The sequence below is a fragment of the Blastopirellula sp. SH421 genome (genome assembly GCF_057808535.1).
In genome coordinates this window covers 2,308,041-2,329,239 of the sequence record NZ_CM173712.1, presented here as the reverse complement: position 1 = coordinate 2,329,239, position 21,199 = coordinate 2,308,041, and the positions used below count along the sequence as shown (strand labels likewise).

At 56.2% G+C, this 21,199-nt stretch carries 22 protein-coding genes; 14 read left to right on the top strand and 8 right to left on the bottom strand.

Annotated elements, in window-relative coordinates; translation table 11 throughout:
• The first annotated feature begins 130 nt into the window (after positions 1-130).
• From SH421x_RS09610 to SH421x_RS09585, 6 genes are all read left to right on the top strand, one after another.
• Positions 131-397: a hypothetical protein gene (locus SH421x_RS09610; RefSeq protein WP_488855249.1), complete on the top strand. Its 267-nt coding sequence runs from the start codon at positions 131-133 to the stop codon at positions 395-397.
• Between the two features lie 694 nt (positions 398-1,091).
• Complete coding sequence (locus SH421x_RS09605) at positions 1,092-2,432, top strand: c-type cytochrome (protein ID WP_488855248.1); 1,341 nt, start codon at positions 1,092-1,094, stop codon at positions 2,430-2,432.
• Positions 2,433-2,601: 169 nt separating this feature from the next.
• Complete coding sequence (thiC, locus tag SH421x_RS09600; RefSeq protein ID WP_488855246.1) at positions 2,602-3,939, top strand: phosphomethylpyrimidine synthase ThiC; 1,338 nt, start codon at positions 2,602-2,604, stop codon at positions 3,937-3,939.
• A 112-nt stretch (positions 3,940-4,051) separates the two neighbouring features.
• The gene (locus tag SH421x_RS09595) at positions 4,052-5,383 is read left to right on the top strand and encodes an MFS transporter (protein ID WP_488855245.1); all 1,332 of its coding nucleotides are present in this window, start codon (positions 4,052-4,054) and stop codon (positions 5,381-5,383) included.
• 8 nt (positions 5,384-5,391) lie between these two features.
• Positions 5,392-6,003: a D-sedoheptulose-7-phosphate isomerase gene (locus tag SH421x_RS09590; protein ID WP_488855244.1), complete on the top strand. Its 612-nt coding sequence runs from the start codon at positions 5,392-5,394 to the stop codon at positions 6,001-6,003.
• A gap of 28 nt (positions 6,004-6,031) precedes the next feature.
• Positions 6,032-7,024, top strand: coding sequence for an ROK family protein (locus SH421x_RS09585; RefSeq protein ID WP_488855243.1), 993 nt, complete (start codon positions 6,032-6,034; stop codon positions 7,022-7,024).
• A 147-nt stretch (positions 7,025-7,171) separates the two neighbouring features.
• On the opposite strand, the gene SH421x_RS09580 is transcribed toward SH421x_RS09585, so the two are convergent.
• From SH421x_RS09580 to thrC, 4 genes are all read right to left on the bottom strand, one after another.
• Positions 7,172-8,275, bottom strand: coding sequence for a threonine aldolase family protein (locus SH421x_RS09580; RefSeq protein WP_488855242.1), 1,104 nt, complete (start codon positions 8,273-8,275; stop codon positions 7,172-7,174).
• A gap of 57 nt (positions 8,276-8,332) precedes the next feature.
• Entirely contained in the window at positions 8,333-8,704 is a 372-nt protein-coding gene (locus SH421x_RS09575; protein ID WP_488855240.1) for a hypothetical protein, read from the bottom strand.
• Positions 8,705-9,502, bottom strand: a complete 798-nt coding sequence (gene dapB / locus SH421x_RS09570; RefSeq protein ID WP_488855238.1) for a 4-hydroxy-tetrahydrodipicolinate reductase — start codon at positions 9,500-9,502, stop codon at positions 8,705-8,707. It abuts the gene before it with no gap.
• A 64-nt stretch (positions 9,503-9,566) separates the two neighbouring features.
• Complete coding sequence (gene thrC / locus SH421x_RS09565) at positions 9,567-10,967, bottom strand: threonine synthase (protein WP_488855237.1); 1,401 nt, start codon at positions 10,965-10,967, stop codon at positions 9,567-9,569.
• A gap of 199 nt (positions 10,968-11,166) precedes the next feature.
• On the opposite strand from thrC, the gene SH421x_RS09560 reads away from it, so the two are divergent.
• The 3 genes from SH421x_RS09560 (at position 11,167) to SH421x_RS09550 (ending at position 12,838) form a co-directional block, all read left to right on the top strand.
• Positions 11,167-11,574 (top strand): TraR/DksA family transcriptional regulator, encoded by a 408-nt coding sequence (locus SH421x_RS09560; RefSeq protein ID WP_488855235.1) that lies wholly within the window; start codon positions 11,167-11,169, stop codon positions 11,572-11,574.
• Positions 11,549-12,193 (top strand): signal peptidase II, encoded by a 645-nt coding sequence (locus SH421x_RS09555; protein ID WP_488855233.1) that lies wholly within the window; start codon positions 11,549-11,551, stop codon positions 12,191-12,193. Before SH421x_RS09560 ends, SH421x_RS09555 begins: the two co-directional genes overlap by 26 nt.
• A gap of 162 nt (positions 12,194-12,355) precedes the next feature.
• Positions 12,356-12,838: an RrF2 family transcriptional regulator gene (locus SH421x_RS09550; protein WP_488855231.1), complete on the top strand. Its 483-nt coding sequence runs from the start codon at positions 12,356-12,358 to the stop codon at positions 12,836-12,838.
• Positions 12,839-12,924: 86 nt separating this feature from the next.
• Here the strand turns inward: SH421x_RS09550 and SH421x_RS09545 are convergent, their stop codons facing one another.
• Entirely contained in the window at positions 12,925-14,529 is a 1,605-nt protein-coding gene (locus SH421x_RS09545; RefSeq protein WP_488856423.1) for a glycine--tRNA ligase, read from the bottom strand.
• 108 nt (positions 14,530-14,637) lie between these two features.
• Positions 14,638-15,372 (bottom strand): 2-phosphosulfolactate phosphatase, encoded by a 735-nt coding sequence (locus tag SH421x_RS09540; protein WP_488855230.1) that lies wholly within the window; start codon positions 15,370-15,372, stop codon positions 14,638-14,640.
• 192 nt (positions 15,373-15,564) lie between these two features.
• On the opposite strand from SH421x_RS09540, the gene ubiE reads away from it, so the two are divergent.
• From ubiE to SH421x_RS09520, 4 genes are read left to right on the top strand one after another with little or no spacing between them, the layout of a single operon-like run.
• Positions 15,565-16,275 carry a bifunctional demethylmenaquinone methyltransferase/2-methoxy-6-polyprenyl-1,4-benzoquinol methylase UbiE gene (gene ubiE, locus SH421x_RS09535; protein ID WP_488855229.1) on the top strand — a complete coding sequence of 237 codons (711 nt, stop codon included), beginning with the start codon at positions 15,565-15,567 and terminating at the stop codon, positions 16,273-16,275.
• Entirely contained in the window at positions 16,272-16,940 is a 669-nt protein-coding gene (locus SH421x_RS09530; RefSeq protein ID WP_488855228.1) for a UbiX family flavin prenyltransferase, read from the top strand. The genes ubiE and SH421x_RS09530 overlap by 4 nt, the downstream gene beginning before the upstream one ends.
• Positions 16,924-17,832: a UbiA-like polyprenyltransferase gene (locus SH421x_RS09525; protein WP_488855227.1), complete on the top strand. Its 909-nt coding sequence runs from the start codon at positions 16,924-16,926 to the stop codon at positions 17,830-17,832. Before SH421x_RS09530 ends, SH421x_RS09525 begins: the two co-directional genes overlap by 17 nt.
• A 9-nt stretch (positions 17,833-17,841) precedes the next feature.
• Positions 17,842-18,570: a type 1 glutamine amidotransferase gene (locus tag SH421x_RS09520; protein WP_488855226.1), complete on the top strand. Its 729-nt coding sequence runs from the start codon at positions 17,842-17,844 to the stop codon at positions 18,568-18,570.
• A gap of 29 nt (positions 18,571-18,599) precedes the next feature.
• On the opposite strand, the gene SH421x_RS09515 is transcribed toward SH421x_RS09520, so the two are convergent.
• Positions 18,600-19,646 carry a hypothetical protein gene (locus SH421x_RS09515; RefSeq protein WP_488855225.1) on the bottom strand — a complete coding sequence of 349 codons (1,047 nt, stop codon included), beginning with the start codon at positions 19,644-19,646 and terminating at the stop codon, positions 18,600-18,602.
• 203 nt (positions 19,647-19,849) lie between these two features.
• Between SH421x_RS09515 and SH421x_RS09510 the strand changes: the two genes are divergently transcribed.
• On the top strand, positions 19,850-20,674 hold the full coding sequence (locus SH421x_RS09510; protein ID WP_488855224.1) for a phosphatidylinositol-specific phospholipase C/glycerophosphodiester phosphodiesterase family protein: 825 nt from the start codon (positions 19,850-19,852) through the stop codon (positions 20,672-20,674).
• A 29-nt stretch (positions 20,675-20,703) separates the two neighbouring features.
• On the opposite strand, the gene SH421x_RS09505 is transcribed toward SH421x_RS09510, so the two are convergent.
• Positions 20,704-21,123, bottom strand: a complete 420-nt coding sequence (locus SH421x_RS09505; protein ID WP_488855222.1) for a hypothetical protein — start codon at positions 21,121-21,123, stop codon at positions 20,704-20,706.
• Positions 21,124-21,199 lie beyond the last annotated feature (76 nt).

Genomic DNA, 21,199 nt, shown 5'->3' with positions numbered 1-21,199 from the left:
CGAATTCTACCTCGAATACCTCACTTGCTTGCGCTACCGATTGATTTTGCAGGCAGAACATCAGCGGCGCGATATAATAGTGACAACAGATCCGAAAATCCACCAATTCCACGAGCTACGGAGTCGACCAATGGCCTATGAACGAAGTTATGCTTCGACAAGCACGGCCATTGCGGGGTTGATTGTCTCGGTAATTTATCTCTCGAACATCACCATGGGCGTGTTCGAGCTTCCCGACAATCTCCCGATCGTCGGAAATCTAGACGAGGTCTTTTTCTCCGGCGTCCTGTTCGCCTCATTGGCCCACCTGGGCATCAATCTGCCGTTTGGCCAGCGCCCCATGCATCTTGATGCCAAAGCAAAAGGGGAAGTCTCGCCCAAACAAGCCCGCGATTAGATTCGTAAGGGCGCGAGAGCGAAATGGGTTGCAAGTCAGACGAATAAAATCAGACGCTTGCGCGACCTAGCGCTAGACCATAATTTTGCGGCCCGAGTAATTTTGCGGCCGAAGTTTGCTCCTGTTCACCTCGGCCAAAGATGGTTCCGTCTTCTCTGCCGCAAATGCCGAACAAGTGACAGTGACCGGTGTCCTCAACATGATGCAGGTCATGAGGATCGATCGCACAAATTCCTGTCAAAAGCGGAAACGGGGAGAGTGCGTTACCTACCGTTCCAGGACAACCGAACCCCAATTATCCGATCAACGGACCGAGACAGTCCATGCCTCGCAAACAACCCAAAACAACACAAGCAACTTCGTTTAGAAGACGAACGATAAACCGTCTGGCCCGTCGGTCCCCCCAAGAAAAATTTCAGCGCGATCCAGTCCACATTGTGAAACCATTCACGAAGTAGAGCGGGTAAGCCTAAAAACCCCCGGAGCAAGTCAAGCTGGGTAAGACACCGAAGCAGAGATCGGAGCGTCTTGACGAAAAAAAACCGCAGCCTGAGTCCACTCGGTCGCTGAGCAACAAACGCGGTGGTCCAGTCCAGCCTGCTTTCCGCTTTCCGCTTTTTTCCCCTGCTCGTTATAATTCAAGCCTCTTTGCGGTTCGGATCTGGGAGATCGTCTGCGCGTTATGGTCATCGGTATGAAGCTTCACTGGATTCCCCTGGTTCTACTTTTATGTAGCGGTACGCTGACTCACGCTGGTGATCCGGCCAAGGGGTATCAGTTTATTGTCGATACGCCGATGATCTCCCCTTATTGGGACCAGGAGACGTTTGAAAACACGTGGCGCGCGTGGCCCCAAGATCTGAAGGAGTTGGCCGAGAAAGCTTCGCCCTCAGAACGCCGAAAAATGGCCTATGAGCGCTACGGGCTCACACCGCGGCCTGACAATCCTGACAAGCCGCTACAGTATGTTGTGGGAGACGATGGCAACTGGACCCCCAATTGTTTTACTTGCCATGGGGGAGAAGTGGCCGGCCAGGTGATGCCTGGCGCCCCCAATCATCGTTATGCGATGCAAACGTTGGCCGATGACATTCGAACCGCAAAAATCCTGCTCGGTAAAAAACTGCTGACTTCTGACTATGGCTCGGCCCTGGTTCCGCTGGGGGGAACCAACGGGACGACCAATGCGGTCATGTTTGGCGTGATCTTGATGAGCTTTCGAGACGCCGACCTGAATGTCCACCGTGCCGCCGGATTTCCGCCGACCAAACACCACGATATGGATGCGCCAGCGTGGTGGAACTTTGCCGCCAAGGACTACATCTACTGCGATGCGTTTGCACCGAAAAGCAGCAAAGGGTTAATGCAGTTCGCTTTGGCCCGTGAAAATGGCCCCGAAAGGTTCCGCGGTTGGCAAGCAGATTTCGAGCATGTCTATGCTTACTTACAATCGCTAGAGCCCCCCAAGTATCCCTACGAAATCGATCGTCCCTTAGCAGAGCAGGGGCGCATCGCGTTTGAAAAAACATGTGCCCAGTGTCACGGGAAATATGAAGCAGGCGAGCAGTATCCCTCGGTTCTGATCGATATCGCAGAGATCGGCACCGATCCGGTTCGCTACGAAGCACTCTCGCCGACGGATCGCAAATTTTACGGCGATAGCTGGTTCAACGATTACAATCGCGGCGCCAAGACGGTGGACGATCCTGCTGGCTACGTCGCGCCCCACTTGGGAGGCGTCTGGGCCTCGCCGCCCTATCTGCACAACGGCGCAGTCCCCACGCTGTGGCACATGCTGAATCCGACCAAGCGGCCCATTGTTTGGCAGCGGACCAGCGGCGAGTATGACCAACAGCGTGGCGGCTTGACGGTCCAAGAGCTTGACTCGCTCCCGGCGAGCGTGAAACGGCGTGACGAGAAGCGTGACTATTTTGACACGCGACGGTACGGCAAAAGTGCCGCCGGTCACGACTATCCCGACGAGTTAACGTCGGAAGAAAAACGAGCGGTGCTCGAATACCTGAAAACTCTGTAAAATCGGCCAATTCGACGAGTTCGTTGCTATTACGCCAGATTGACACCTTCGGGCTAGGCCCGATACGATGGACTCTCAACCGAAGTCGAAACGCTGCTTCCGGTTACGACTCGACGAGTATAGCTTTTCATTTGGGCGCTAGGCGCGCCGCAGCAAGGATTGGGTAACGATGACCACGCAATTGCTTCAGGCCCGTGCAGGCAATATCACCCCCGAAATGGAGTTTGTCGCGAAGCGCGAAAATATCAGCGCCGAGCTGGTTCGCGACCAAGTCGCAGCTGGGCGACTGGTGATTCCTGCGAACAAAGTTCACTTGGCCGGCAAGCTCGAACCGATGGGAATCGGCTTGGCGACTACCTGCAAAATCAATGCGAACATCGGCAATTCGGCGGTCACTAGCGACAGCGATGGTGAGCTAACCAAGCTGCACACCGCGGTTCACTTTGGCGCCGACACCGTGATGGACCTGTCGACCGGCAAAGACATCGACAACATCCGCAAAAAAATCATCGACGCTAGTCCAGTCCCGATCGGCACCGTGCCGATCTACCAGATGCTCGAAGAGCTAGGCGGTACGATCGAAGATATGCGCCCGCAACACTTCTTGGACATGGTCGAGCACCAAGCCAAGCAAGGGGTCGACTATATGACCGTCCACTGCGGCATCAAGCTAGAGCATCTTCATCTGTCGACCCACCGCGTGACCGGTATCGTCAGCCGCGGCGGTTCGCTGATCGCCAAATGGATGATGGCTCACCGCAAGCAAAACCCGTTGCTGACGCATTTTGACGATCTGTGCGAAATCATGCGTCAGTACGACGTTACCTGGAGCCTGGGCGACGGCATGCGTCCCGGTTCGATCGCGGACGCTTCTGACGAAGCGCAGTTTGCCGAACTCGACGTGCTGGGCGAATGCACCATGCGAGGTCGTGAGCTGGGCACCCAAGTCATGGTCGAAGGACCAGGCCACATCCCGCTCGACCAAATCCAGATGAATATGGAACGTCAGCAGGAAATCTGCGACGGGGCTCCGTTCTACGTGCTAGGTCCGCTGGTGACCGACATTGCTCCCGGTTATGACCACATCACCAGCGCCATCGGCGCCGCGATGGCCGGTTGGCACGGCGCCGCGATGTTGTGCTATGTGACTCCCAAAGAGCACTTGGGCTTGCCCGAGAACGAAGACGTCAAGCAAGGGGTGATCGCCTACAAGATCTCGGCCCACGCTGCCGACGTCGCCCGCAAGCGACCAGGCGCCCAAGATCGCGACGACGCACTCAGCCGGGCTCGGTTTGGTTTTGACTGGAACGAGCAGTTCCGTCTTTCGCTGGATCCAGAGACGGCCAAAGCCTATCACGATCAAACGCTGCCGCAGGATACTTTCAAGAGCGCTCACTTTTGCAGCATGTGCGGTCCGAAGTATTGCTCGATGAAGATCACCGAAGAAATTCGCGTGATGGCGGCCGAACAAGGTGGCCTGATCCAACTGGCCGAGACCCCCGAATAGTCTCGCTTCGCCAGAGAGTAAACCACGAAAAAAGCGTCCCTCTTCTTGAGGAACGCTTTTTCCTTGCGCATTTCGCCTATCCCCACAAGGCCGGTTTTCGCATAATGCCCGCATGAATAAATCGCTGGAAGGCTTTGAACCACCGTTAACCGATCTTCAACAGGAAGTTTCCGCGCACCCAGATCCAACCGGCCTGCCGCCGCTCTCACGCGACGTCAGCTTTTGGGGGATGACGGTTACGCAGTTCTTTGGCGCATTTAACGACAACGTCTTCAAGCAGTTGTTGCTGCTGATGGGCGTCAGCCAAGTCATTGATGGCAAAGGGCAAGACCTGCAAGGGCCGGCGATGATCCTCTTCTCGCTCCCCTTCTTGCTGCTGGCAGGCCCCGCCGGCTTTCTGGCCGATAAATACTCAAAGACGACGGTCATTATCCTCTCGAAGGTGGCCGAGATCGCCGCAATGCTGTTGGGCGTGATCGGCTTTTGGTACTTCGACATGTTCGGCTTCGCCGGTTTGTTCGCAGTGCTGTTCTTGATGGGCGCCCAAAGTACGTTTTTCGGACCGGCCAAATATGGCATCTTGCCCGAGACGCTGCACGAACATGATTTGCCGAAAGCAAACGGCATCTTTTTGATGACCACCTTCCTGGCGATCATCTTTGGCACCGTCGCCGCCGGCATCTTGCGAGATCAACTTAGGGATCAGCTTTGGATTGGTTCGGCGATTTGCGTCGGGATCGCGATCGTCGGTACGTTGACGTCGCTGTTGGTGCGTAAGACCAAACCATCGAAGCCCAACGCCAAGCTAACCGTCGGCTCTTGCACCGTACCACCGAGCGCGATCAAACTGTTTCGCGCCCAACCGCGGATGCTGAAAGCGCTGTTGGCGTCCTGTATCTTTTGGCTCTGCGCCGGGGTGGTGCAACAGTCTGTTAACTCGCTGGGCAAGCTGCAACTGGATCTCTCGGATACGAAAACCAGCATCATGAATGGGCTGATCGGCGTCGGCATCGCGCTCGGCTGCATGATCGCCGGCTTGATGTCGAAAAACCGCATCGACTTCCGCATCGTGCAGATCGGAGCCTGGGGAATCAGCGCGTCTTTGGCGCTGTTGGCGCTGCCGGGTCAGCAGCATGGTCATCTGCTTGGTTTTTGGGGGAGCCTACCGGTGCTAGTTATCTTGGGCGCCTGTACCGGGATGTTCTCGGTGCCGATTCAGGTTTATTTGCAAGCCAAAGCCCCGCTGTCGCAAAAAGGGGAAGTGATCGCCGAGATGAGTCGGGCCAACTGGGTCGCGATCTTGCTCTCAGGCGTTCTCTATGGCCTGTTCGACAAAATCCTGATAAATTTCGATTGGCCGCGCTGCTATTTGTTCGCATTTACCGTGCTGATCATGCTGCCGGTCGCAATTTTTTATCATCCTCCCAGCGAAGATTTAGAGTAAACGCTCTCATGCTTGGCGCCCATTTAGATACGTCCGCATACGTCACCCGATTGCAAACCGAGATCGCCAAAGTCGATCAGGCCGCGCTGCAAAACTGGGCCGATCTTATTTATCAAGCCTGGGAAAACGGCAAGTGGGTCTACATCTTTGGCAACGGCGGATCTGGCACAACTGCCAGTCACATGGCCGAAGATCTGGGTAAAAGCACGCTGCACGAAAAAGACCTGAGCGATGAATCACGCAAACGTTTAAAAGTCCTCAGCCTGACTGACAACGCCGGTTGGTTGATGGCGGTCGGCAACGACCTGCATTATGACCAAATCTTTTTGCAGCAGCTAATGAACTATGGCGGCGAAGGGGACGTGGTCATTGCGATCAGCGGATCGGGCAACAGCGGCAACGTGCTAAACGCCGTCGACTGGGCCAATCGTCACGGCCTGCAAACCATCGGCCTCACTGGCTATAGCGGCGGCAAACTAAAAGAGCTAGCGCAACACAGTCTGCATGTGCCGACCGACGACATGGGAATGGTCGAGAGCATTCACCTCTGCTTGTTCCACTGGGTGTTGAACGACGTCTTCGCTCGCATCAATCACGTCGGAAGATACGCCGCTTCGTAATTTTGCAGCCCGAGGAGACGAGGTTTTCATGTTCCTCGGAATCGAGATCGGCGGAACCAAACTGCAAGTCGCCCTCGGCGAGCGGGGCCAAGATCTGATCGCGCTAGAGCGAATGGACGTGCAGCCTGAGCGCGGTGCGATCGGTATTCTGGATCAGATCGAAACCGCCGGGCATCGCCTATTGCAAAAGAACGCTGCACAGGGGATTGGAGTCGGTTTCGGCGGCCCAGTCGATCCGCAAACCGGCGTCATCGCCAAGAGCCATCAGATCGAAGGCTGGGACCGCTTTCCGCTGAAAGATTGGTGCCAGAAGACGTTCAACCTACCGACTTCGATTTGCAATGACTGCGACGCCGCCGCGTTGGCCGAAGCTTCGCACGGAGCAGGGCAGGGCGCAGGCAGCGTCTTTTATGTCACCGTCGGCACCGGTGTCGGCGGAGGCTTCGTCTATCAAGGGCAACCGTTTGGCGCTGATCGGCCTGCGATCGCTGAAATCGGTCACTTGCGACCCGGCATCCACGCCGATCGTCCAGAGATCACCGTCGAGTCGATCGCCAGTGGTTGGGGCCTGGCCGCCGAAGCACGCTCGCGACTGATGGGAGACGTGTCTCGTTCGCTCTCGCTCGCCCGTAACCGCAATCCCACCACCGATCAAACCAGTGACGAGTTTGCCCGCGACTTGCTGCTCCGTTGCGATCACGATCTCGATCAGCTCACTGCCAAGCTTATCGGCCAAGCAGCCGCCGACGGCAACGAACTAGCTCGTGACATCTTGGAACACGGCACGCAGGCATTAGGCTGGGCGATCGCCCAAGTAATCACCCTGATCGCGCCGCAAATCATCGTGATCGGCGGGGGAGTTTCGCTGATGGGAGATCAGCTGTTCTTCGCGCCCCTACGCGCGCAAGTGCGACGATTCGTCTTTCCGCCGCTGGCCGATAGCTATGCGATTGTACCAGCGGCATTGGGAGAGTTAGTCGTGGTGCATGGAGCGATTGCGCTGGCGGCAAAGAACTCATAAGCTCCGGCGTTTTCTCTTCGTAGCCCGTTGCACAAGCGAGGGAAATGCAGCCGGCTACTTCAAACCGCATTCGAATAGCCAAGCGTATTTCCCTCGCTTGCGCAACGGGCTACGAAGAAAAGAAATTGGCTTGCCGATTTTATGGTGTTATGACAGCTCGCGAAGATCCTCCACCAGCGCGTTGACATCTTCCATCGACGTATCCCACGAGCACATAAATCTTGCTCCGCCGTTGCCGATGAACGTGTAGAACTTCCAGCCTCGATTACGCAACCCGGTTGCGACGTTCTCTGGCATTTGCACGAAACATGCGTTGGCTTCGACCGGCGCGATCAGCGAAAGACCTGCGATTGACTCAACCCCTTTGGCCAGCGCCGCCGCACAAGCGTTGGCGTTTTGCGCGTGCTTGAGCCAGGCGCCGGTTTCCAGCAAACCGATCCAGGCAGCGGAAAGGAACCGCATTTTCGACGCGAGTTGTCCTGACTGCTTGCAGCGATATTCAAACTCATGAGCCAGCGCTTTGTTGAAGAAGACGACTGCTTCGCCGACCGGCATGCCGATTTTGGTCCCCCCGAAGCAAAGCACGTCGATCCCCAATCGCCAAGTGCAATCGGCCGGCGAACCGCCGAGACTTGCCAATGCGTTAGAAAGCCGCGAGCCATCCAAGTGCAGTCGCAGACTATGTCGCTTCGCCGTGTCGCACAGCGTGGCCATTTCGTCGGGCTGATAAACGGTTCCCATTTCGGTCGATTGAGTGACGCTCAGGACGCGCGGTTTGGGATAATGAATGTCTTTGCGACGATTCACGATGTTCTCGACCGAAGCCGGATCAATCTTGCCGTTGGCGCCTTCGGCGAGCAGCACTTTGGTCCCGTTCGAGAAGAACTCAGGGGCGCCGCATTCGTCGGTTTCGACGTGAGCCAAAGCGTGACAAATGACGCTGTGGTACGAGTTGCAAAGCGCAGCCAGCGCCAGCGAATTGGCGGCGGTGCCGTTGAAGACAAAGTAAACTTCGCAATCGGTCTCAAAGAATTCGCGTAACAGGTCCGACGCGCGAGCCGTCCAAGGATCTTCACCGTATGCCGTCGCATGTCCAAACCGGGCATGTTCCAGCGCTTCCCAGACTTCGGGGATGACGCCTGCATAGTTGTCACTGGCAAATTGACGGCGCGGCAATGGACTGGGGGCGTTCAAGCGACCCTCCGGCGAAGCTGAAGATGAAGATGTGAAAGACCAAATGCGATCTTTCATTATGCCTGATCCTTCGCTTCGCTGCTTGTAGATTCTGTGCGCTAAATACAGAGCATTTTACTCGCCGCGGTCCTCCGCATGCTTGGCGCGCACTTCGGGCAAAGGATAGTCGACAATTGGCAAATTTACTTGCACCAGCTCCAACAATCGCTCGTATCCGCGAGTCGCCAGTTCTTCGCGCTGGGCGACAAACTCTGGATCAAGATTTGCTTTGGCGAAGTCGCCGTCAGCGGTAACCGGAGCAAAGTTGGAATGCACAATAAACTGGGCCAAGACAGGATTGCAGCGAACATGGCGTTCTGGCGTTGTGTGCAATACTTCTGGATCCAGCATCCCGATGACGTATCGCAGATAGAGGTCGCTCTCGGTCAGCTTCTCGACCGGTCGACCGCATACTTCGCAGTTGTAGCCTTCGTCGCACTTCGCCATTTAAAGTCCCAGGACGTCGGCCATGGTATAAAGCCCGGCCGGTTTGCCGGCGGCGAATTGCGCCGCTTTGAGTGCTCCGTTGGCATAGCAATCACGGTTGCTGGCCCGAACGGTCAGCTCGATCGTTTCGCCCATCAGGCCAAAGATGATCGTATGCTCGCCGGGATTGTCACCGACGCGGATTGCGTGATAGCCAATCTCGTCATGCGGCCGCTCGCCGGGACGGCCTTCACGCCCATGAGCTGCTTTGGTTTGCCCCATTTGCGATGCAACGATCTCGCCAAACTTGAGCGCCGTCCCGCTGGGTGAATCTTCTTTGAAGCGATGATGTCGCTCCACAATTTCGACGTCGGCGCCAGAGGGATAATCTTTGAGCGCGGCGGCGGCGATCTCGGTCAGCTTCATCGTCAGGTTGACGGCCAGGCTCATGCTGGGCGCCCAGACGACGGCGATTTTTTCCGACGCGGCTTGCAGCATCGCTTTGTGGTCATCGGTCAAACCAGTGGTCGCCATCACGAGGGCGATCTTGTGTTCGACGCACTGATTGATCGCGCGCTCGGCGCCGGCCGGGACCGAAAAATCGATCAACGCATCGGCGGCGACATCCAGCTTAGAAGAGAGCGGCAAACCGATCGGACCGACGCCGGCGATTGCGCCAGCATCTTCGCCCAGCCGGGGTTGGCCTGCATGCTCCAAAGCGGCGACAAGTTGAATGCCGGGGTTCTGATGCCCCAGCGCGATCAAACGCTGTCCCATTCGACCAGCGGCGCCGCTGATCACCACACGCGGTGCGCTCATTGCTTTTAAACTCCACTGGAGCGGAAAGATCTCCAGACCCCAGAATGATGGCTGACCAGAATGTTTAACCGTAAAGCTGAATCGCTCGGACGATATCTTCAAGCTCGTTTTTAACCGCGACCGCGCGATTGGCGTGCGCCGCTCGTTTCACCCCGCGACTACCGAGCACTTCATTGAAGTAATCTTGGTCGGTCGTGTGATAGGCGACCGTTGCGTTGGGATCTTTCAGCAGATGCCCTGTCAGAATACAGACGACACGATCGCTCGGAGCGATGATTCCTTCTTCACGCAACATCTTGGCGCCGGCTACACTTGCGGCGCTGGCCGGTTCGCATCCCATGCCGCCTGATCCGACTTGGCTTTTGGCGTCCATGATCTCTTGATCGTTCACCTGACGGACCACTCCATCGCAGTCGTGCAGCGCTCGCAGGCACTTCGTCAGATTGACCGGACGATTGATCTCAATCGCACTGGCCAACGTCGACGCTTTGGCGCCGGTTTGGTCCATGTTGCGGTAGTAACCGTCGATCAGGTCCTGATCAAAATGTCCGTCGTTCCAGCGGAGCCCGTGATGATTGTAAAGCTGGTCGAGCGTGTCCGCGCCAGAAGCGTTAATGACAGCCAATCGCGGAATTCTCGAGATCAGGCCCAGTTCTTTAAGTTCGGCGAACGCTTTACCAAAGGCGCTGGAGTTTCCCAGATTTCCGCCCGGCACGACGATCCAATCAGGCGGTTCCCAGTTCAATGCTTCGAGCACGCGGAACATCACCGACTTCTGACCTTCCAAGCGAAAGGGATTGACGCTGTTGACCAGGTAGATCCCCAGGTCTTTGGTCACTTCACGCACCCGCGCCATCGCGTCATCAAAGTCACCCACGATCTGCAACGTGAGCGCACCATAGTCGAGTGCTTGCGACAGCTTACCGTACGAGATCTTACCCGACCCGATAAAGATGACTGCTTTCATCAACTGCGTGACCGAGCAGTACATCGCGAGCGAGGCGCTGGTGTTGCCGGTTGAAGCGCACGCAGCCCGTTTGGCGCCAACGATATGAGCATGCGTAAACGCCGCGGTCATACCGTTGTCTTTGAAACTGCCGGAAGGATTCATCCCTTCGTACTGAAGATGAAGTTTGCCCGAGTCGAGTCCGACGTACTGGCCGACTTTATCGGTCTGCTGTAGCAACGTTTGCCCTTCGCCCAGCGTCACGATCTGCTCGTCAGTCGCGTAAGGGAAGAGACTGCGAAAGCGCCAGACGCCGCTAAAGTTGAGCCGGTTGTTGCGGCGTGCCCAGTTGGCTTCGATATCTTTCCAACTACTTGGGGGCTTTACCTGATCCCAGTCGTACTTGACGTCAAGCAGCTCGCCGCATGCGGGACAAGCGACCAGCACCTGGCCGAGGTCGTAGGTTTTCCCACAGTCGGGCGAGAGGCATTTTTGAAATGCGGAGGGAGCGTCGGCCACGTGGCTAATTACTTACTATGAAAGGCTTTTTGTGCAGTAAACAGTACGCCCAGTCTATTGGAGCAAACGATGCCTATCAAGGCGAGATCCCACTGCCGCAAGGCCCAGAAAATACGAAGTTGAAGCAAAAATTGACGCGGTGAAATCAGTCCCGTTAGAATAAGGGGGCTTTCAACCACATCGACGGAGTTCCACGGCAATGCCCACGAGCCCTTCGGAAGCGAAAAAAAACTCGCTCAAACCAGCCGACGCCGAGCCTTTTCGCCTTGTATTACAAGCGTTACGCGCTCGCCTGCGGGGCGACGTCTCACAACTGACCGAATCGGCGCTTCGCAAAACCCGGAGCGAGGCCTCTGGCGACCTCTCCAGTATGCCGATCCACATGGCCGACATCGGTAGCGACAATTACGAGCAAGAATTTACGCTCAACATGCTGGCGGCCGAGGAAGGGACGCTGCACCTGATCCAAGACGCACTGGCCAGAATCGAGTCCGGCGTGTATGGTGCTTGCGTCGAATGCGGCGGACGAATCAAAAAGCCGCGACTTCACGCGATTCCTTACACCCCGCTTTGCATTGACTGTGCCAACCAGCGAGAACGCATTTGACGCCCCGAAAGTCCCTTCGCAGCAGCAAGTGACTGTCGGACGCAACCGCTACGTCATCTTTTTCACCCTCGCGATCGCCGGGTGCTTGCTGGATCTGTGGTCCAAACATGCTGTTTTTCAGGCCGCCGCCAATTTTCCGCTGATCGAGCGTGAAGAGTCTGGACCGCTGCGGATCTATTGGCTGATCGAAAACTACGTTGGATTTGAAACCTCGCTCAACCACGGTGCATTGTTCGGGCTAGGGCAGGGCGGAACGCCGATTTTTGCCGGTTTTTCAGTCCTTGCGGCGATAGGGATCATCTACTGGCTCTTCATCGGCAGAGCGGCGAGCGATCTCTGGCTGACAATCGCCCTGGGAAGCGTCACCGCAGGCATCTTCGGTAATTTATATGACCGACTTGGCCTGTATCACGGCTTCGGCCACTGGGACCAAGGGGCGGTTCGCGACTGGATTTTGCTGACAGCCGGCTCTTACAATTATCGGTGGCCAAATTTTAATATCGCCGATAGCTTTTTAGTTTGTGGGGCCGCATTGCTGCTTATTCACGCATTTCTTCAGCCAGCGGCGGATAAAACCACGCAATCCCCAAGTAAGGGCGATCCCCAGCAAGTAGTGTAAGCATAATTTATTGACATTGTGATAATTTCCAGTAAATTATCAGCTGTCCCGTAGAAGTTCTGGTCAATGCCCTCACTTTGGCCAGTCATGACATCGGACCATTGTCAATTTCTTCTCATCATGCGCACGGGAGTCTTCACCTCCCAACAAAGGGGCGATCCCATGAAACTTTCGCGAACCGTCGCTTACGCACTGCAAGCGACCCTCCAGCTAGCGGAAACCGACTCTTCCAGCCCAGTTCCCTGCAGCAAACTTGCCGCCAAGGGAGATATGCCAGAACGTTTTTTATTGCAGGTTTTGCGCAACCTCGTCACCCACGGCATTTTGCGTAGCACACGCGGAGTCGACGGCGGGTACACGCTGGTGCGTCCGGCCGAGCAGATTTCGCTGCTAGAAATCATCGAAGCGATCGATGGTCCGATGGACTCCCGCTTGCCGATCGAGAGCGAAGTCGATTCATCTTTCCAAGAAAATCTGAAAGAAGCGTTGGCCAGCGTCACGATCGCAATGCGTCAGCAACTGGCCGACATCAAGATCTCGAAGCTGGTGACAAAGGCCTCGAATGGACGCCCAGCCATCGCGCCGCATCCCCACATTAGCACCACCTTGGCGGAAAGCGGCGTAGCGGTGCGGCAAGGATCGTAGGCAACGATCCTGATCCAACGTCACAAGCTAAGTTTTCTGCGTCATGCTCTTAACAGTCTTTTCGATCCAAGAGCATGGCGCCGAAACTAGCCGCTGATTAATTTGTCGATCTCAGCGACAACATCATCCTGTTTCACGCGCCATTGTTCGAGCGTGTCCCGGTGACGAATCGTCACTGTTCCGTCGGTGATCGACTGCCCGTCCACGGTGATGCAAAACGGCGTTCCAGCTTCATCCTGGCGCCGGTAGCGGCGACCGACCGCCCCTTTTTCGTCGTAAAAGACGTTGAACTTCTTCTTCAATGCACGATAGATGTCTTGAGACATCTCGGGCATGCCATCTTTCTTCACCAGCGGGAAGACCGCCGCTTTGATCGGTGCGATCCGCGGGTGCAGTTTCATCACCACCCGCGATTGCATTTTCCCGTTTTCGTCGGGGGCTTCGTCTTCGGTGTAGGCTTCGCACAAAAAGGCGAGCGTCGCCCGATCGGCTCCGGCCGACGGCTCCACCACATGCGGCGTAAAGCGTTCGTTGGTCAGATCGTCACGGTAGGTCAGGTCCTTGCCGCTGCCGCGATGCTTGGGCTTGCCGTTCGCATCCAGTTCTAGCGTCAACGGATTGCTGTTGGGATCGAGCTTACCTTCCATGTGGCTGCGGAGATCAAAATCTCCCCGATGCGCAATTCCCTCTAGTTCTCCATATTCACCGGCTGGCAAAAACGGAAATGCATACTCAATGTCGGCCGTTCCGGTCGAATAGTGACTTAGCTCGTCGTGATGATGCTCGCGTAGACGCAGCTTGTCGCCGGCCAATCCCATGTCCAGATACCACTGAAAACGACGATTGCGCCAATAGGTGTACCAATCAGCCGACGAACTTGGATGGCAGAAGAACTCGATCTCCATCTGCTCGAATTCGCGCGAACGGAATGTAAAGTTCCGCGGCGTGATCTCGTTGCGGAAGCTTTTGCCGACCTGGGCGATCCCAAACGGAATGCGGACCCGCGAGCTATCGACCACGTTCTTAAAATTGACAAAGATCCCTTGAGCCGTTTCTGGTCGCAGGTAAGCCGAGTTTTCTTCTCCTCCCAGCGCGCCAACCGTCGTCTTGAACATCAGGTTGTATTCGCGCGGCTCAGTCAGCGTTCCCAACTCTTTCGCGTCAGGCCCTAACACTTGAGCAAAGTCGTCGACCGTAGTCAGCGAAACCATCGCTCCGTCCCACGATAGCTGTTCGGCCTGCTTGGTTCGCAGTCCAAAGAACTTCAGCGCGTTCCGCTCGATGTCGGCTTCCGGCTGATCCGAGTCCGATCCCGCGGTCGCGAAGATCTTTTGTCCCTTTGCTTCAACCCAGCGGCCGACCACCTGGTCATGCCGGTAACGCTTTTTCGAGGCGCGACAATCGACCATATAGTCATGAAACAGGTCGTAGTGGCCAGAGCACTTCCAGACCTGAGGGTGCATGATGATCGTACAGTCGAGACCGGTCATCTCGTACGGTTGGGGGGCTCCGGGCATGGTCGATAGATCGTCGTGCCCGCTGACCATGTCGCGCCACCAAGCATCTTTGACGTTCCGCTTTAGCTCGACCCCCAACGGGCCGTAGTCCCAAAAGCCGTTGATTCCTCCATAGATTTCGGAGGATTGAAAGAGAAATCCGCGTCGCTTGCAAAGCGACACTAGCTTTTCCATTTCCATGAGAGGGCTCGGCTTCGAGATAAAGGGGTTTACGGCGATCCAATCGTCACCAAAAGTTGGGGACGAAAAGGACCTAGTTTAGCTGGCCATCGGGAGTTACGTCTACCGGAGACGAATTTCCCAGCTCACCGCGTCCAGTTCCGGAACCAGGTCAAACTTGTCGAGGGTCGCGGCGATCTGAATATCGTTTTCTAGGCCGATCGCCAGGACGTTGCGGCCGCCGCGGCTCTTTTGGAGTCGCTCGACTAGCGGAATCGCGACCAAGTTCTCTTGGGCGGTTCGCCAGGCGTCGGCGGCGATCTGGGCGGCGTCATTCACTTCCCACTGGCCGGTCGAGGTCATCAGCTCAACGATGGCGCCTGCCAGGAGGACATCTTCTCGGGTTACTTCTCCGGCGGTGCCAGCGCAGATTAGATGGACATTTTTGGCATCCGAAAGTTCGCGGCAAAGGGCCGTAAGATTGACGAACGCGCCGATCAAAATGCGGTGAGCCCGCTGACAACGCTGCATCGCCTTGGTGCCGTTAGTGGTGGTAAAGATAACCGCATGGCCGGCGACTAGCTCTGGCGTGTATTCAGTGGGCGAATTGCCGAGATCAAATCCGTCAATCCGCACGCCGCCGCGTTCACCGCCCAGCAGTGCTCCATCCAGCAGCGACGCTTTCTCTTTGGCGTCTTCGATCGAAATGCACGGCACGACGTGATCCGCGCCGGCGGCCAGCATGTGCACGATGGTGGTCGTCGCACGCAGCACATCGATCACCACAGCGGTCGAGCCAGCCAGCGCTTCTTCTGAGGCGAGTTCCGGCAGCAGATGAACATAGATCGTAGGCGACATGAGATTCCTCTTGATAAGTTGGTCGCCATGATAATGCGCTGAAGCGCTCGAAGGAATGCGACACCTTGGCGCATATTCGCGAAGTGGCTCGTTTTTTGGTCGGCCTCAACGCCGTGTTACGAAAATGCTTGGCTTGCGGTAAATTAGGAGGTTTCACCACTTCGATTCGCCCGCCCTGGGAAAACGCTACGTATGGTCGTCGACAAATCGGAAACGCGCGTTAGGCGAATGTTCGCCGAAATTGCCGGAAAATACGACCGGATGAACCATCTGCTGTCGATGAACGTCGATCGCTATTGGCGCTGGCGAACGGTCCGAATTGTCCCCCCAACCGGTGAAGCGCCGATTCTAGACGTTTGCACCGGCACCGGTGATCTAGCGCTGGCCTACTATCGTGCGGCGAAGGGAAAAGTGCAGATCGAAGCGACCGACTTCTGCCCTGAGATGCTGGCGGTAGGAGAAGTCAAAAAAAATCGCAGCAATATCGGCAATATGATCCGCTTTCAGGAAGCCGACACGCAAGCGCTGCCGTTTAAGGACGACACGTTTCAAATCGTCTCGGTCGCGTTTGGACTGCGGAACGTGACCAATACCGATCTAGGGCTCCGCGAAATGACCCGCGTATGTCGCCCTGGCGGCAAGATCGCGGTGCTCGAGTTTTCGATTCCTACTTGGCAACCGTTCAAAGCGTTTTACCTTTGGTACTTCCGTAACATCCTGCCGATCCTGGGGCGGATGTTCGCCAAAAATCGTGAAGACGCCTACAAGTACTTGCCAGATAGCGTGGGAGAGTTTCCCTATGGTGAGGCGCTCGCCGTGCGGATGCGGGCCGCTGGCCTGCATGACGTCTACTTCAAGTCGCTGACGTTTGGCATCGCGACGCTGTACGTGGGGACCAAATGAACAACGCGTCTCCGATCGTGCTGGGGATCACCGGCGCCAGCGGCGCGGTTTACGCGCGACGTTTGCTGAATGTCTTGATTCATGCCGGGTATGACGTCGATCTGTCGATCAGCGTCTCGGGACGCGCCGTTTGGCTGCAAGAGCTGAACGTAACGCTGGATCTGAAGAATTTCGATCCCAGCCAGATCTTGGCCGAGCAGCCGTCTGCTGATGACCGACGTCTAGCTGCAACCATCGAAAAAAATCAGCCGCTGCGAACCGGCAACTTACGTTACTTCCACTACAGCGATTTCATGGCGCCGATCGCCAGCGGATCAGCCAGATCGCACGGGATGGTGATCTGCCCTTGCTCTGGCGGCACCCTGAGCGGCGTCGTCCATGGGGCCAGTGACAACTTGATCCAACGCGCTGCGGACGTCCATTTGAAGGAACGCCGTCGCCTGGTGTTGGTTCCGCGCGAAACGCCGCTGTCGTTGATCTATTTAGATAATCTACGCAAAGCGGCCGAAGCCGGCGCCATCGTCTTGCCGGCGATGCCTGGTTGGTATCACGGCGTTGAATCGTTGGATGACTTGATCGATTTTATCGTGGCGCGAATCTTGGATCAGCTCGATATTCCGCACGCGTTGATGCGACGATGGGGGAGCGATGATTCAGCGAATTAGCGACATCCTGGCGATGATTCGCTTTAGCCATACGGTCTTTGCGATGCCGTTTGCGCTGTTGGCCGCAGTGATGGCCTGGAACGCCCCGGCGCCGGCAGGCGTCGAGATTCGTTTCTCATGGCGCGAACTACTGGGGATCGTGCTGTGCATGGTCTTTGCTCGCAGCGCGGCGATGGCCGTTAATCGTCTGGCTGATCGCAAGATCGACGGCGAAAACCCCCGGACGGCGGCGCGACATATCCCGGCCGGCATTTTGTCAGTCAGCGAAGTGACGTTGTTCACCGTCGTTTGTTCGATCGGCTTTGTCGCATCGACTCTTTTGTTCTGGCCCAACTGGTTGCCATTGGCGCTGTCGCTGCCGGTGTTGCTCTTTTTGTTTGGGTACAGCTATACGAAGCGCTGGACATCGCTGGCCCATTTTTGGTTGGGCGCATCCTTGATGCTGGCGCCGATCGCCGCTTGGATTGCGATTCGCGGCGAGGCGATCTTGGCCGATCCGTTGGATCTGCTGCCGGCGGTTACGCTAGGCGCTGCGGTACTGTTGTGGGTCGCAGGCTTCGACATCATCTATGCGTGTCAGGACGCGCAGTTTGATCGAGACGCGAAGCTGCACAGCGTACCATCCACCTTTGGCGTTGCTGGGGCGCTGCGTATCGCAGCGGTTTGTCATGCGTTGATGATCGGGGCGCTAGCGCTGTTGCCGGTCGTTTATCCGTCGCTGGGGCTGATCTATTGGCTGGGGATCGCGGCGGTGGCGATCTTACTGATTTACGAACATGCGATCGTTCGCCCTGACGATCTGTCGCGGGTGAATCTCGCTTTCTTTCATATCAACACGATCGTTGGCATCGGCCTGTTTGTGGTGACGACGATCGATCTGCTGCTTTGGTAGAATAGCGGCATGAAAAAACGCCGAAACTATCTGCTGGTGCAGATCCGAAACGCAGATGACCCGATTCGCAGCCAAGAGATAGCCTGCTTTGCGCATGCACTGCAGTGCGACGCCGCGCAAATCGAACCGTTTGATCTATTGGCCGGCGCGCCCAGCGAGCGACATTTGGCCGAGATCGACATGGTCCTGATCGGCGGCAGCGGGCACTACTCAGTCGCATCGGACGACGTGTGGCTAGAACGCGCGATGGTCGGCTTGCGCAAGCTGGTCAAGCTAGAGATTCCGCTGTTTGGCTCTTGCTGGGGATTTCAGGCATTGGCCAAAGCCTTGGGGGGCGAAGTGATCCACGATTTGGAACATGCCGAACTCGGCACGCACGAACTGTTTCTCACCGACGCCGGCCGAGCCGATCCACTTTTCAAAGCGCTCGGCGAGCGATTCCAGGCCTACATGGGTCACGAAGATCGCGTGATCCAATTGCCCCCCGGCGTCGATCTGCTCGCATCCAGCGATCTAGTCCCTCAGCAAGCGTTCCGCGTCAGCGGCAAGCCGATCTACTGCACGCAGTTTCATCCCGAACTGACGGTCGACACGCTGCTGGAACGAGTGCGAGCCTATCCCGAGTACTGCGAAAAGATCGCTGGCGTCCCGTATGAAGAGTTTGAAGCGACGTGCATTGCAGCGCCGGAAACGGAAGGGTTATTGATGGCGTTCCAGCGCGAGTATCTAGGCGGCTGATTGCAGACGGCAAGCGACGCCGATTACTTCTACTGCTGGTTCAGTTCCTCCGAGACCGCCTTCACCGTTTTGCGGGTGATGTCAAAAATTGGCGCCTTCACCCAACGGTAATATCTTTCTTGCTCGGCTTGGTAACGCTCTTTTGCCGGCACATTCACGACAAATCGATCCAGCGGAAATGTGGCATCAAAATCGGCTTTCTCCAGCCAATAGACATCGCAGCGCCAAGTGCTGTCGACGCCGCGCTGCCTGTCAAATCGCACCGTGACGGTCGGAACTTGATGCGGCTGTGGCGACTCTTGCGACTTCATCTGCAGATGTAGTGTAAAGGAATCAATTCGGTCGCCATGGTTCCAGCGCAATGCTCGAATCAACACAGCGTCTTGCTCTTTATCGACGAGCAGAAGTTCATCTCGTCCCCCGTAATCGTACATCGTGGTGAGGCACTCGAAATCACCAACCGGGCGGACCGAATATTTGTTGCGAAACAAAAACGCTTCGCGCGAAAGAAGCCGCTCGCACTGGATTTTATGCCAAGGGGAAGTGCTTACGTAGTTGAAGTGCCGATAGGTCCACTGCCCGCCGGCTTTCTCCAATTCGACACATGATCCAGGCCCCACCGTGACCTCCGACCGAAGTCGCTGGTCGAGAGATTCGCTAGAAAAGCTACGTAGCGAACCGTCGAAATCAAGCACCACGTTTCGCCAATCAGAACCGCGAATGATTTGGTTGGCCGCAACGTTGGGCGGCAGAGGCGGGAATTCCCGTTCGACAATTTTCAAATCGGCTCGCTCGAGAAACTTCCACGACGTCACCGATTCTTCGTCCAAAGGTCCGTTGTTCAATTTGTCGCGCAACGCCAAGACGTCTTCAAACGTTCGCACATCGACGCCGATGAGTTCCCTACCGATGGCCGATTTCATCTCGATATGGCCTGACTGCGGTAGGAACATTCCCGACAGATTCTCGGCATACGCCGCAGCCGGGCCACCAACCACTGCGGCCCACAACAACGCTAAGCAAATTGCGCCCAAGCGAGCATGGGCAATCCTGGCCGGCTTCAGCGTTCCACGCATCCTACACCTCGTTCGTCGAGCGAAGATTGAGTCCCCCACGCCGCCGGGCGTGCACTCTCCAGCGCTTCAACTTTACTGCAAAGCGGCGTGCGGCGTCAAAGTTTTTGCTGGGCTGAATACTGACTGGTCCTTGTTACCGCATGTTACAATCGAAAGGAACCAACATTCATTTCCACTAGGCCCTGTTCAACGGAATCGCCGCTTTGAGACGCTCTCACGCTTTGCTTGCTGCCGTTGTAATTCTGCTCTCGACGACGCAAATCACGCCTACCTATGCCGACAACCAGAAACTCATACCGCTGGCGCAAGCCCATGCGCACAACGACTACCTGCACGATCGACCGCTGCAAGATGCGCTCGATCACGGCTTTAATAGCGTAGAAGCTGACATCTATTTGGTAGGTGACAAGCTGCTGGTCGCGCACACGCTGAAAGAAACGACGCCAGAGCGGACGCTGGAAGCTCTTTATTTGGATCCACTAAGGCAGCGCGTTCGTAGCAGCGGTGGCCAAGTGCATCCTGGCGACGCACAATTTCACCTGTTTATCGACATCAAAAGCGACGCCGAGCCAACCTACGCTGCGCTCTCCCAGGTGTTGGCCCAATACGCAGACATCATCTCGCTGATTCACGACGGCAAGGTCCAGCCGAAAGCGGTGAACGTCACCATTTCTGGCAATCGCCCAATCGAGACCATGACGGCCCAGACCGATCGTTACGCCGGGATCGACGGCCGGTTAACGGATCTGAACAGCGAAGCGCCCCGACATCTGCTGCCGGTAATCAGTGACAACTGGAAGACGCATTTTGCGTGGAGAGGGGAGGGGAGCATCTCGCCAGCCGAAGAGCAAAAGCTGGCCAACATCATCCAGCAGGCGCATGCCAAAGGTCGACGCGTTCGCTTTTGGGGCACGGCAGACAACCGGGCGATGTGGGAAGTCTTACGCGCCAGCGGCGTTGACATGATCAATACCGATGATCTGGCGGGGCTAGAGAAGTTCTTGCGCGACAAAAGCGGTGAGCAATAAGCATCATCTGGATTCAAACAAGCAGGCGGTTAACGCAAGAAAACCAGAACGGCGATTGATGCCTGCAGCAGTAACAGGTTCTTCAGACTCCAGCGAAGTCTTAACAACGGCAGCGAGGTCACAACGCAACAGCCGATAGCCGTCCACCAAGTGATGACAATCAGCAGGCTCTTAACGTCGATGGCAGTAACGTCGATCTCCGTTCTTTTCTCCAAACGCCACGTCCTTTCTGCTAGAACAAACCTTTCGTCCAGGGGCGGATCGCTAACCATCTCTTCGACCACCGCCCAATAAAAAAACTCCCTCGGCCATCCGAGATGATAAATTGTGTCCGATCGCCTTGCGTTACCAATATAGTAGGGAGAAGGATTGTTATTCCAAACTTGAGCAAGGATCGCGACAACGATCACCAGCGCGATGGCCCCGATTGTCAAGCGACTCGTCTTCATCGGATCCGTCCTCTTTAACGACGCACAGAAAATAAGAAAGGGGTGCTTTCTTATTAACATGATCCCATAAAAAAAG